General features: G+C 48.0%; 13 protein-coding genes. 6 read left to right on the top strand and 7 right to left on the bottom strand.

The features are described from left to right. Positions 1 to 77: 77 nt before the first annotated feature. The 4 genes from trmL to LZU85_RS18015 all read right to left on the bottom strand — a co-directional run bounded on the left by trmL (position 78) and on the right by LZU85_RS18015 (position 3,419). On the bottom strand, positions 78 to 551 hold the full coding sequence (gene trmL / locus LZU85_RS18030; protein ID WP_237288024.1) for a tRNA (uridine(34)/cytosine(34)/5-carboxymethylaminomethyluridine(34)-2'-O)-methyltransferase TrmL: 474 nt from the start codon (positions 549 to 551) through the stop codon (positions 78 to 80). Between the two features lie 107 nt (positions 552 to 658). Then, positions 659 to 1,267 (bottom strand): superoxide dismutase, encoded by a 609-nt coding sequence (locus LZU85_RS18025; protein ID WP_237288023.1) that lies wholly within the window; start codon positions 1,265 to 1,267, stop codon positions 659 to 661. A gap of 76 nt (positions 1,268 to 1,343) precedes the next feature. Then, complete coding sequence (cpxA, locus tag LZU85_RS18020; protein ID WP_237288022.1) at positions 1,344 to 2,732, bottom strand: envelope stress sensor histidine kinase CpxA; 1,389 nt, start codon at positions 2,730 to 2,732, stop codon at positions 1,344 to 1,346. 3 nt (positions 2,733 to 2,735) lie between these two features. Beyond that, positions 2,736 to 3,419 (bottom strand): response regulator, encoded by a 684-nt coding sequence (locus LZU85_RS18015; protein WP_237288021.1) that lies wholly within the window; start codon positions 3,417 to 3,419, stop codon positions 2,736 to 2,738. 201 nt (positions 3,420 to 3,620) lie between these two features. Here LZU85_RS18015 and LZU85_RS18010 point away from each other — a divergent pair, with 201 nt between their 5' ends. From LZU85_RS18010 to pfkA, 3 genes are all read left to right on the top strand, one after another. Then, positions 3,621 to 4,136: a CpxP family protein gene (locus tag LZU85_RS18010; protein ID WP_026050335.1), complete on the top strand. Its 516-nt coding sequence runs from the start codon at positions 3,621 to 3,623 to the stop codon at positions 4,134 to 4,136. A 119-nt stretch (positions 4,137 to 4,255) separates the two neighbouring features. Beyond that, complete coding sequence (gene fieF, locus LZU85_RS18005; protein ID WP_176298293.1) at positions 4,256 to 5,164, top strand: CDF family cation-efflux transporter FieF; 909 nt, start codon at positions 4,256 to 4,258, stop codon at positions 5,162 to 5,164. Between the two features lie 284 nt (positions 5,165 to 5,448). Beyond that, positions 5,449 to 6,411, top strand: coding sequence for a 6-phosphofructokinase (pfkA, locus tag LZU85_RS18000; protein WP_176298292.1), 963 nt, complete (start codon positions 5,449 to 5,451; stop codon positions 6,409 to 6,411). An 80-nt stretch (positions 6,412 to 6,491) separates the two neighbouring features. Here pfkA and LZU85_RS17995 read toward each other — a convergent pair whose 3' ends face one another. Next, positions 6,492 to 7,838 carry an MATE family efflux transporter gene (locus LZU85_RS17995; protein ID WP_176298291.1) on the bottom strand — a complete coding sequence of 449 codons (1,347 nt, stop codon included), beginning with the start codon at positions 7,836 to 7,838 and terminating at the stop codon, positions 6,492 to 6,494. Between the two features lie 251 nt (positions 7,839 to 8,089). Here LZU85_RS17995 and LZU85_RS17990 point away from each other — a divergent pair, with 251 nt between their 5' ends. From LZU85_RS17990 to LZU85_RS17980, 3 genes are all read left to right on the top strand, one after another. Beyond that, positions 8,090 to 8,380, top strand: coding sequence for a co-chaperone GroES (locus LZU85_RS17990; RefSeq protein WP_011079244.1), 291 nt, complete (start codon positions 8,090 to 8,092; stop codon positions 8,378 to 8,380). A gap of 73 nt (positions 8,381 to 8,453) precedes the next feature. Next, complete coding sequence (gene groL, locus LZU85_RS17985) at positions 8,454 to 10,094, top strand: chaperonin GroEL (RefSeq protein WP_176298290.1); 1,641 nt, start codon at positions 8,454 to 8,456, stop codon at positions 10,092 to 10,094. 341 nt (positions 10,095 to 10,435) lie between these two features. After that, positions 10,436 to 10,990, top strand: a complete 555-nt coding sequence (locus LZU85_RS17980; protein WP_176298289.1) for a VC2662 family protein — start codon at positions 10,436 to 10,438, stop codon at positions 10,988 to 10,990. Between the two features lie 101 nt (positions 10,991 to 11,091). Here LZU85_RS17980 and LZU85_RS17975 read toward each other — a convergent pair whose 3' ends face one another. Beyond that, on the bottom strand, positions 11,092 to 11,586 hold the full coding sequence (locus LZU85_RS17975) for an MgtC/SapB family protein (protein ID WP_176298288.1): 495 nt from the start codon (positions 11,584 to 11,586) through the stop codon (positions 11,092 to 11,094). Positions 11,587 to 11,635: 49 nt separating this feature from the next. After that, positions 11,636 to 12,658 (bottom strand): EF-P beta-lysylation protein EpmB, encoded by a 1,023-nt coding sequence (epmB, locus tag LZU85_RS17970; RefSeq protein ID WP_237288018.1) that lies wholly within the window; start codon positions 12,656 to 12,658, stop codon positions 11,636 to 11,638. Positions 12,659 to 12,667 lie beyond the last annotated feature (9 nt).

Genomic DNA, 12,667 nt, shown 5'->3' with positions numbered 1-12,667 from the left:
CTCGTTTGATGAAGTTTGATGAAATAGAAAAGCCGGAGCATTCCGGCTTTTTTGATCTTGTTGGCTAGGCGGTGATGTTATTTTGCCCCCTGGAACCCTAGCTGACGCCATGCCTCAAAAGCAATGATCGCGACCGCATTCGATAAGTTTAAGCTGCGTGCGTCAGGCATCATAGGAATACGAATGCGTTGCGACATCGGTAGGCTTTCAATCACCTCCATCGGCAGACCACGCGTTTCTGGGCCAAACAGCAGTACATCACCTTGACAATATTGCGCGTCCACATGATGGCCAGTGGTTTTGGTGGTGCAGGCAAAAATACGATATTCACCACGCTGATCGAGATAGTCTAGGAACGCTTGGTAGTTTTTATGGCGTGTGACACGAGCAAGATCATGATAATCCAAGCCAGCACGGCGCACCTTCTTTTCTTCAAGATCAAACCCAAGCGGTTCAATTAAGTGCAAATTTGCGCCACAGTTGGCACAAAGGCGGATGATGTTGCCAGTGTTTGGCGCAATTTCTGGTTCGTATAGAGCAATATCAAACATGGTATCGAGAGAATATGGTCAAATGAGGGGGCCAGTATATACCCAAGTTTGAAGGCTTGGGTATAAAAGAGCCCGATAAGCGACGGCGCTCCGGTGAGCGGTGATGTTTAGCCTATTGCTTGGGCATAATTTTGCTCCACCGCTCGCCAGTCGACCACATTCCACCAAGCATCAATGTATTCTGGGCGGCGATTTTGATAGCGGATGTAGTACGCATGCTCCCAAACATCGAGGGCGAGGATCGGCTCGCCACGTACGCTAGCAATATCCATCAGTGGGTTATCCTGATTGCTGGTGGAGGTGATATGAATATCACCCTCTTTGACCACTAACCATGCAAAGCCAGAACCAAAGGTGTTGATGGCGGCTTGGGAAAAGGCCTCTTGGAACGCTGCAAAAGTGCCAAACTTTTCTTGAATCGCGTGGGCGAGCGCGCCTTGAGGTTCCCCTCCACCATTGGGGGACATGCACTGCCAGTAGAGAATATGGTTGTAGTAGCCACCGCCATTATTGCGCACTGCAGGGCTGTGTCGAGAGATGCTTGTGAAGATCTCAGTGAGCGTTTGATGCTCAAGCGCACTGCCTTGAATCGCTGCGAGAAACTTATCGTAATAGGTTTTATGGTGTTTGCTGTAGTGCACTTCCATGGTTTTTGCATCGATGTATGGCTCTAACGCATCGTAGGAATAGGGAAGCTCAGGGAAAGTGTGTGACATGGTAAATCCTCCGGTGATGAAGGATTTACCATGGTCTTAATGATAATTATTATCAACTGCGATCTTTGTAAGGGTATTAACGCCTTTTCACCAGTGGGAGAGTAATGGTGACTCGCAAACCGCCAAGATCGCTGCGCTCAGCGTTTATGGTGCCGCTGTGCTGACGAATCGCGCTTTCGGTAATGCTTAAGCCGAGCCCGGTTCCTCCAGAATGACGATCCCGAGCGGTAGAGACTCGATAAAACGGACGGAAAATGGCTTCGAGCTCCTCTTCAGGTACCCCTTCGCCATTGTCGTCCACCACGATATGTAGCGTGTCGTCGATGGCTTGAATGGCAATGATCACTTGGTCTTTGCCGTAGTAGATGGCATTGCGAATGATGTTTTCGATCGCGCTCATCAACAGCTTGGGATTTCCGGAAATATGTCGCTCGGGCAATGGGGTGTATTGCAAGGCTTTGCCCATTTGTTCCGCTTCAAATTGCGCATCCTGAATGATCTCCTCCCACAGGCTGGCGACGGGCTGCTCTTCACGATCCAAATGGCTGTTCATCTGCATGCGAGAGAGTTCCAGCAGTTCACTGATCATCTGTTCCAAACGTTGTGCTTCGGTATCAATTCGTTGCAGCTCATTACTTTCGCCCTGTTTACGTGTCGCAAGCGCATTGGCCATTCTCAAGCGAGTCAGTGGTGAGCGCAATTCATGGGAAATATCCGACAGCAGCCGTTGTTGACCTGAAATCATCTGATTGACCGCTTCGACCATGCGGTTGAAACTGGCGCCGGCTTGGCGAAACTCCGAGGTGCCTTTTTCTAAAGAGGGATCCGTGACAAATTCCCCTTTGGCGACACGTTGCGCCGCTTTTTCTAAGCGTCGTGCGGGTTGGCTGAGTGCCCACGCGAGCCACAGCAGTAAAGGGGTGCTGACCAGCATCACAGCCAGTAGTAGCTGAAATGGATGATCAAACATACGTAGTAAAAAAGGCGGTGGTTGGTTCCAGCGCATCCCAACGTAAAGTAAGTACTCTTTGTTCGCTAGCGTCACTGGCAGTGGCCCTGAGAGCATAAAGCGGCCATAGAGTTTTTGTTTCGGTTGATCGGGTTGTTCAATCGAGGTGACGAAGTTTTTCAGCGCTTTGAGCTGAAAATCTCCGTGTTCTAAGGTGGTGAGGACATTGCCATCGTAATCGGTGATGAAAAAGCGCGGCCGTCCATCTCGCCCGTGGCGATCGCCTGGACGCTCCATGCGAAAGAGAATGCGGGCAAGATCAGTTTCGCCACGATATTGCTTCTCAATCTCTTGCTTGGCTTCAATAAAGCGATCGTATTGATCGGCCGGAATATTGCGTGCCTTACGAGGATCAAGATGGGGCAATGCCAAAACGGCCATCAGCACCAAAAACATGGTAAACCAGAAGATCGCAAAAATTCGCCCATACAAACTGGTGATTTTCGGCAAGCGCATCCGTTACTCCACAATCATTAAGTAGCCACGGCCACGTAAGGTTTTAATTCGAGATTTGCCGTCCGCACGTTCAGGGAGTTTTTTCCGCAAGTTCGAGACATGCATATCAATGGCTCGGTCAAAAGCCGCTAGGCGTTTACCGAGCACATCCAAGCTGAGCGTCTCTTTTGTGATGGTGTTGCCTGGGTTTTGCATAAAGTGGCTCAGCAAGGCGAACTCGGTGGCAGTGAGGTCAAGCTGAGTACCCGCACAATAAGCCTCCAATCGGCCCGGATAAATTTTGATATCTTGATACTCAATACAATCGCTGCTTTTCGGGGCTTTCGTCACATTGGTTCGGCGCAAAATCGCTTTGATACGTGCCAGCAGTTCACGATCACTGAAAGGTTTGGGCAGATAGTCATCCGCACCCAGCTCCAAGCCGATGACACGATCGATCTCTTCCCCTTTGGCTGTCAGCATTAATACTGGCGTGTCCCATTGTTCACGCAACTTCTTCAACGTATCGATGCCGTTGAGTTTGGGCATCATGACATCGAGTAAGATCAAATCAATCTCTGCCGATAAGGCTTGCAAACCCTGCTCACCGTCGTTCGCCTCGGTGACATGAAAGCCTTCATAGCTTAAGACTTCTGTCAGCAAGCTCGTCAGTTCGGTATCGTCATCAATCAACAGGATGTTTGCCATAGTAGGGCCTTTCTCTCAATCAGTTCTCTTTAACAGTTCTCTTTAATATTACTGTGAAATGACCGCAGGGAAGAGGAGCAAAGTCGCTCTTTACGATACTTTACGCTCTCTATACGTCACTTTACCTTGCAGTTTGTATTCTACACTCAAGCGCTGTGAGAACAGCTCAAATGAACCACCGACATGAGTAAGGAATTGATTATGAAACTTGCAAAAAAAATGGTACTCGCTGCTGTTGTCCTTCCACTAACACTAGGTACTGCCAGCGCTTTTGCTTTTGGCGGCGGTAAAGGTCATCACAAAGGGCCTGATGGCGAATGTGGCATGGGGATGGAGCGCGGCATGATGCGTCAACTTGACCTGACCGATGCACAGAAAGAGCAGTTGGATGCGATGCGTGGCAGCAACCGTGCACAAATGAAAGAGATGCATCAAGGCAACTTCGCAGCAAACCAGGCCGAACGTCAAGCACAGCACGCTAAAGTACAGGCCCTGTTATTGGCGGACAATTTCGACCAAGCGACCGCCAATGAGCTGGCGAAACAGATGGCGGAGAAACAAGCAGAGCGCCGTGTGAAAATGTTGGAAAAACAACATCAAATGTTGAGCATTTTGACTCCAGAGCAAAAAGCAAAGTTCGTTGAACTGCAAAACGAGCGCATGCAGGAGTGTGGCGACAAAATGCAAAAACGCATGGAAAAGCACGCGAAAAACTGATCTGAGCGGTATTCACTGACTTGAGCAAAAAGGCGATCTTCGGATCGCCTTAAATGTATCGTACTCATTCCTGCTTGAGCGCGTTATACTGCGAGCAAGGCTTTTTTCATCGAATGATTATGAAACACCAATATGCACGTTTAGTGACGATGGCTGCTTGGACGGCAACCGCAGTCGCCACCTTACTTCTTCTTGTTAAAGTCATGGCTTGGTGGGTGACCGGCTCTGTGAGCTTACTTGCCTCGCTGATCGATTCATTCCTCGATATTGCGGCGTCTGTCGTCAACTTAATTGTGGTGCGTTATGCGCTGCAACCTGCCGATGAGGAACACACCTTTGGCCATGGCAAAGCGGAATCGCTCGCAGCGTTGGCTCAAGCGATGTTTATCTCAGGCTCTGCGGTGTTTTTGATCCTCAACGGTATTGATCGTTTCTTCCGTCCTCATGAGCTGAACTCTCCAGAATATGGCGTTTATGTCAGTTTGTTTGCCATGGTGGTGACATTCGCCTTGGTGACATTCCAAAAGCACGTAGTAAGAAAGACCGGTAGCCAAGCCATTGCGGCGGACTCTCTGCATTATCAAAGTGACCTGTTCATGAACGCCGCCATTATGGTGGCGTTGGGGCTCAGTTATTACGGGATTGGCCAAGCGGATGCGGTGTTTGCCGTGGGGATCGGGCTGTTTATTTTATACAGCGCATTTAAAATGGTGACGGAAGCGATTCAAACCTTGCTTGACCGCAAATTGCCCGATGAAGAGCTAGAACAAATTCGCTGCGAATGTTTGGCAGTGGAGAATGTTCTGGGGGTGCATCAATTGCGCACCAGAATGTCGGGGCCGACGCGTTTTATTCAGCTTCATCTTGAATTGGATGACAATTTGCCTTTGATCAAAGCGCATCAAATTGCCGACGAAGTAGAAGAAAGATTACTGGCGTGCTTCCCTGAGGCTGATATTTTGATCCATCAAGACCCTTATTCTGTTGTTGTGATCAGCGAGAAAGAGCATATAGAACAACAGTGGTAGCGCTCGAAAAAATGCGTTTGTCTTCAGGACAAATAAGCGGTTGTTGACTATCTTTCCAACAGCCTCTATTAAGATTCGTGATCCTGATGTGAATCAACAAAGAGTAAGTACAAAACTGTAATACTCCTACATAAGTAGAAAAGTTACATAAAATTGTGGGTTTTAATTGGTATTCCTGTAGAGGAAATGTAACATTACGCACAGTTTTTCGGATTATATTGGTAGCTGAATAACAGCTATCCTAAAGATTATTAAATATTGATTTCTAGAGTTCGAGGGTGAGCATGATTAAGAAGATCGGTGTTTTGACAAGTGGTGGTGACGCCCCTGGTATGAACGCAGCAATCCGTGGTGTAGTGCGTACTGCATTGGGTGCGGGTCTTGAAGTGTACGGTATCTATGATGGTTACTTGGGTTTATACGAAGGCCGCATCAAGCCACTTGATCGTTCAAGCGTTTCTGATGTGATCAACCGTGGTGGTACGTTCTTGGGTTCAGCTCGCTTCCCAGAATTTAAAGAAGTTGCGGTACGTGAAAAAGCGATTGAAAACCTGAAAGCACACGGTATTGATGCGCTTGTGGTTATCGGTGGTGACGGTTCGTACATGGGTGCGAAAAAACTGACGGAAATGGGTTACCCATGTATCGGTCTGCCAGGCACCATCGACAACGATATCGCAGGCACGGATTACACCATCGGTTACCTAACCGCGCTGAACACGGTTATAGAATCGATCGACCGTCTACGCGATACTTCCTCTTCTCACCAGCGTATTTCTATCGTAGAAATCATGGGTCGTCACTGTGGTGACCTCACTCTGATGTCTGCGATCGCTGGTGGTTGTGAATACATCATCACTCCGGAAACCGGTTTAGACAAAGAGAAGCTGATTAACAACATCAAAGATGGTATTGCGAAAGGCAAAAAGCACGCGATCATCGCGCTGACTGAACTGATGATGGACGCGAACGAACTGGCAAAAGAGATCGAAGCGGGAACGGGGCGTGAAACTCGTGCCACTGTTCTTGGTCACATCCAACGTGGTGGCCGTCCAACGGCGTTCGACCGTGTTCTTGCGTCTCGTATGGGTAACTACGCCGTTCACCTATTGATGGAAGGCCATGGTGGTCGTTGTGTTGGTATCGTGAAAGAGCAACTTGTTCACCACGACATCATCGATGCAATCGAGAACATGAAGCGTCCAGTTCGCAATGATCTGTTCAAAGTAGCAGAAGAGCTATTCTAAGCAGAATAAACTGACTATCTGAGCAAAGGCTGCGTTATCGCAGCCTTTTTCATATCGGTGGCTTCTATCAGACGCCAAACCTAAGGCACTAATGTGGTCAATTGCTGTTTGCGCTGTTTGAGGGCGTAAAGGTAGCTGCATAACCCCACCAAAATGTTGCCCACCGCAATGCCAATAAACAGCCCTTCAATGTCGTAGAGCCAACTGCCTAGGTATGCCGCTGGCAGGGTAAACACGAATAGCCGAATTACGCTCCAGCGAAAGGCGTTGAGTGGTTGGTGCATGGCATTTAAACCGCTGACCAGCATCATCACAATGCCTAAAAAACCGTAGCTGATCGGTACCACCAGCAGGTAATGCCAAAGCAAATCTCTTACCGCTTGCTCTTGTGAGAATAGAGCGGCGAGCGGAATACTGAGTGGCACCATCATCAAAAACACCAAACCTTGAAACAGCACCGAAAAGCGCATGCTGACGAACAATCCTTGGAACGCTCGTTGTGGGTTTTTCGCGCCAAAGTTCTGCGCCATAAAAGGCGTCAGAGCAGAGGTGAGTGCCATGAGGACCAAAATCAAAATCGATTCAATGCGTTGTGCCGCCCCATAAGCGGCAACAGCAGCGGTGCCGTGGCTGGACAGCATCATCATTAAAATGGCGCCAGAGAGAGGGTTCATTGCGTTGGACAGCGCAGCCGGAGTGCCGACCTTGAGAATCTGCTGCCAATCCTCTTTTAAGCGTTGCCATTGTGGCAGGCCGAGCAGCCGCTCACGCTGAATCAAAACGTAGAAAGATCCAATCAGCGCACCGAGCCAACTCAACGCACTCGCAATCGCTGCGCCTTGAATACCGAGCTCAGGAAATGGGCCGATACCAAAAATCAGCAGCGGGTCGAGCACGCCATTGATAAGCCCTGCGAGCATCATGATTTTGGCTGGGGTCTTAGTATCTCCGGTGGCACGAATGGCACTGTTTCCCGCCATCGGAATCACCAGTAATGGGATGGTGAGGTACCAGACATGCATGTATTGGCCGATGAGGGGAATCAGTTCTTCTTTTGCACCAAGCAAGGTAAATAAAGGGGTGACGGTAAAGAAGCCGAGCGTGGAAGCGAGCGCAACCAGCACAACCGCCAATAGCAAGCCATGGGTAGTAAAACGTGCGGCTTGATGCGCTTCTCCTTGACCTAATAGACGACCGATGCTGGTCGACAGTCCGACGCCAATGCCCATCGTGATGCAGTTAACGGCGAAGGTGACGGGAAAGGTGTAACTGATCGCCGCCAGTGCTTCGGTGCCAAGCAGTGAGATGAAAAAGGTGTCGACCAAGTTAAACATCAGGATTGCCACCATGCCAAATATCATGGGGACGGTCATCTTTCGTAGCGTTTCCGCGATGGGCGCGCTCAGCAAGCCATGTTTATCAAGCATCAATCATCACCAGAAGGCATCACCAGAAGGTGCAAAAGCGCTAGGATACAAGAAATGTGTGCGAGGGGCGAGCGAGCTGTTTTTAAGCAATCCTTTGCCAAAGCCTCGGAACTTTTAACTTAGTCACAAAAAAATCCTCACGCCCCCTTGGGATCGTCATGATCACCCCCTATATAGTTAGCACTAGGCCTAGAAGCCCTGCTTCAGGGTAATTATCAAATAAACATGGAATTTTTCAGGAGAGACGACCGATGAACATTCGTCCATTACATGATCGAGTTATCGTAGAGCGCCAAGAAGTTGAATCTAAATCTGCTGGTGGCATCGTTTTAACTGGTTCTGCCGCGGAAAAATCAACTCGCGGTGTTGTTCTAGCTGTAGGTAAAGGCCGCATTCTAGAAAACGGCACTGTTCAGCCGCTGGACGTTAAAGTTGGTGATACTGTTATCTTTGCAGAGAGCTACGGCACTAAGACTGAAAAGATCGACGGTAAAGAAGTTCTTATCATGTCTGAAAACGACATTATGGCTATTGTCGACTAATAGCAATCGTTGAGTAATTTTTTGCTCTGATTCAAAACGAAATCCAAAACAGAATTTAGAAAGGAAATCAAAGATGGCTGCTAAAGACGTTAAATTTGGTAATGACGCTCGCGTAAAAATGCTAGAAGGTGTCAACATCCTAGCTGACGCAGTAAAAGTAACACTGGGCCCTAAAGGCCGTAACGTGGTACTCGACAAATCTTTCGGTGCACCAACGATTACAAAAGATGGTGTATCGGTCGCGCGTGAAATTGAACTTGAAGACAAGTTCCAAAACATGGGCGCTCAAATGGTGAAGCAAGTGGCTTCACAAGCAAACGACGTCGCGGGTGACGGTACGACAACGGCGACGGTACTCGCGCAAGCTATCGTGAATGAAGGTCTTAAAGCGGTTGCTGCGGGCATGAACCCAATGGATCTAAAACGCGGTATCGACAAAGCAGTGGCGGCTGCGGTTGAAGAACTGAAAGCGATGTCAAAAGATTGCTCAACCAGCACTGAAATCGAGCAAGTAGGCACCATCTCTGCGAACTCGGATTCAAGCGTGGGTAAGATCATTGCGGAAGCGATGGAAAAAGTGGGCCGTGACGGTGTTATCACGGTAGAAGAAGGTCAAGCACTGCACGATGAGCTAGACGTTGTTGAAGGTATGCAGTTTGACCGTGGTTACCTATCACCATACTTCATCAACAATCAAGAGTCTGGCAGCGTTGAACTAGAGAGCCCATTCATCCTATTGGTTGATAAGAAGATCTCGAACATTCGCGAACTTCTACCAGCACTTGAAGCGGTAGCAAAAGCCTCTCGTCCACTGCTGATCATCGCAGAAGATGTGGAAGGTGAAGCGCTCGCTACACTGGTTGTGAACAACATGCGCGGCATCGTGAAAGTGGCGGCGGTGAAAGCGCCTGGCTTTGGTGATCGTCGTAAAGCCATGCTACAGGACATTGCAGTCCTAACTGGAGGTAGCGTGATTTCTGAAGAAGTGGGTCTTGAGCTTGAAAAAGCGACTCTAGAAGATCTAGGTCAAGCGAAGCGTGTTTCTATCACCAAAGAAAATACCACCATCATTGATGGCGTGGGTGAAGAAGCGATGATTCAAGGCCGTGTTGCTCAAATTCGTCAGCAAATCGAAGATGCAACGTCAGATTACGACAAAGAGAAACTGCAAGAGCGTGTGGCTAAACTGGCTGGCGGCGTTGCCGTTATCAAAGTTGGCGCTGCGACTGAAGTTGAGATGAAAGAGAAGAAAGACCGCGTAGAAGATGCACTACACGCAACTCGCGCAGCGGTTGAAGAAGGTATCGTAGCCGGTGGTGGTGTTGCCCTCATTCGTGCGGCTTCTAAGATTGTTGACCTACAAGGCGACAACGAAGAGCAAAACGTCGGCATTCGTGTGGCACTGCGTGCTATGGAAGCGCCGCTTCGTCAAATTACCAAGAATGCGGGCGATGAAGAATCCGTGGTTGCGAACAATGTTCGCGCTGGTGAAGGTTCATACGGCTACAACGCAGCAACGGGTGTATACGGTGATATGCTAGAGATGGGTATCCTAGACCCAACAAAAGTAACGCGCTCTGCGCTGCAGTTTGCGGCATCAGTTGCTGGCCTAATGATCACCACCGAAGCGATGGTGACGGATCGACCACAGAAAGATGCTGCTATGCCAGATATGGGTGGCATGGGCGGTATGGGCGGCATGGGTATGATGTAATCAGCCTACCCGCTGTTAACATTCGAAAAAGCTGAGGAGCGATCCTCAGCTTTTTTTTCATCGGGAATGTGTGCTTTACTCAAGATTAAGAATAAAACTTATTATAGAATGATATGCAATTTCGGTTATATGACATTGTTTCTTATGATTGGTTAAATTATAAGCATTTGAAAAATAAAATATTTCATTTGTTTTTTTAATGAGTTTGTGGGAAAAGTTCAAACATTTAACAAAACAATGACTTTCTGGAATTGAACAGTATACATAATAAGTCGATGGGTGCTGGACTTGGCAGCTTGCCTTCGGTACTTAGCAATCAATAGTCAGTGGAGACTCAACCAATGAAAAAAATCTTAGCAGCAGCAGTGGTAACCGCATTAACTTCAACAGCGGCAATGGCAGCAACCCCTGTTATGTTTTCATCGATCAATAACTTTAATGCACCGGATGACAGCGCCGTGGCGGGTGTTCGTGTGGCCGCGCTCTACGGTAAAGTAGATAACTTGAAAGGTGTTGATCTAGCGGTGATTGGTCTTTCTGAAACCAACACAACAACAGGTGTGAATCTAGGCATCTTTGGTGCATCGAAAGTAAACCAAGAAATGACTGGTGCGTCACTGGGTTTCTTTAACTGGAACACGGGTAAAACAACTGGTGTTAATTTGGGTGCAGTGAACTTAACCAACGATGTAAAAGGCGCAAACCTGAGTTTTGTGAACTACTCAGAAGGCAACACATTGGTTGATCTTGGTGCGGCAAACTTCTCTGATACTTCAACTGTTCAGGTGGGTGTGTTCAACAAAACCGCAAAAATTGAAGGCGTGCAAATTGGCCTACTCAACTGTGCGGACAACGGTTTCTTCCCTTGCTTCCCAATCATTAACTTTGCGAAGTAAGCGCAATCGAGAGTTAAGTTCTCGATAGCATAAAAAAACCCAGCCAATAATGGTCTGGGTTTTTTGTTTTTAGCAGTGAGCAAAGATAGCCATATACTGGTTTATTTAATCAGACGTGAGCTACGGCGCTGTTGAATTTTTTGGTGAACGCCTCGGCGTAGCGCTTGAATGCGGTTTTCGGCTTTGTCGACGCCAAGCAACACGATCAAGGCCAGTATAGTCATGATCACTGACTGTTGTTCAAGCCCCAGACCAATCATCATCCCCATCGACGCCAACACCCAAATGACCGCAGCGGAAGTCACTCCGTGAATTTTTCCATCTTGGGTCATCATCACCCCCGCGCCTAAAAAGCCCACGCCGGTAATGATTTGCCCAAGCACACGGGCTTGGTCAAGGGTATTCGGCGATAGGTAGACCGCCATCGACATAAAAAAGTAGGTGCCAGAAATGATCAAGATAGAAGTGCGAATACCCACTGGTTTGCCACGAGTTTGTCGCTCGGCACCGATGAGTAGTCCATTGATTGCGCAGCACAATAAGGCGACCCAACTAAATGGTTCAATGTTGAGTAGTGAATCTAAGGTAAATGACATATAGGCTTCCTAAAAATAAGTACAGACAAAACGCGATGAGCAAACGAAGCTATTCGAGATAAAGATCCAATGGTGTTTTACTAGGGCGACCACCGATTTCTCGAGTGAGCGTTGGGACAAGGTAACCAGATACACGTGTTATCAAACCACGCATAATCGCTTTGGCCTCTTGGTCGGAAACATAAAAATGTGCCGCGCCTTGAACCTTATCCAATACGTGTAAGTAATAGGGCAAAATGCCAGCATCAAACAGTGCTTCGCTAAGATTCACTTGTGCTTCCACGCTATCGTTTACCCCTTTCAACAGTACACTTTGGTTTAATAGTGTCACACCCACTTGTTTTAGTTGGCTGAGTTGTGTGGTGAATTCGGCGTTGATCTCATTGGCATGATTAATGTGCGTGACCAAAATGACTTGCAAACGCGTTTGCTCTAGCAGCTGGCACAGTTCCGTTGTGATGCGTGCGGGTATCACCACAGGTAAACGCGAGTGAATGCGTAGCCGCTTGATGTGGGGGATGTCAGCAATACGTTCAATCAGCCACTGCAACTCATCATCCTTAGCCATGAGAGGATCTCCTCCGGAAAAGATCACTTCATTGAGGGCTTTATTCTGTGCGATGTAGTCAAGGCTTTGCTGCCAAACCTTTTTACTGCCTTTATTGTCTTGATAAGGAAAATGACGGCGGAAGCAGTAACGACAGTTAATCGCACATCCACCTTTGACGATCAGCAGTGCTCGATTTTGATATTTATGCAGTAAGCCAGGAATGGGATTGTCTTGTTCTTCCAATGGATCGATTGAATAGCCTGGCTGGATTTGGTGCTCTTCACTGAGAGGGAGGACTTGGCGCAAAAGCGGATCGTTAGGATTGCCTTTTTCCATTCTTTCAACAAAACTTTGCGGCACGCGCTGTGCGAATAACTTGCGTGCCGAGAACCCGTCTTGCCACGGCGTTGGATCAATTTCCAACATTTTGAGCAATGTTGCAGGATCTGAGATCCCATTCGCTAACTGTTTGAGCCAGTTTTGCTCAACAGATTCGACTTTTCGGGTTATTATGTGCGGCATTAATTTTTA

The sequence above is a fragment of the Vibrio floridensis genome (assembly GCF_021852965.1).
Taxonomy (GTDB): Bacteria; Pseudomonadota; Gammaproteobacteria; order Enterobacterales; family Vibrionaceae; genus Vibrio; species Vibrio floridensis.
This window is presented reverse-complemented; position numbering and strand designations above follow the sequence as displayed.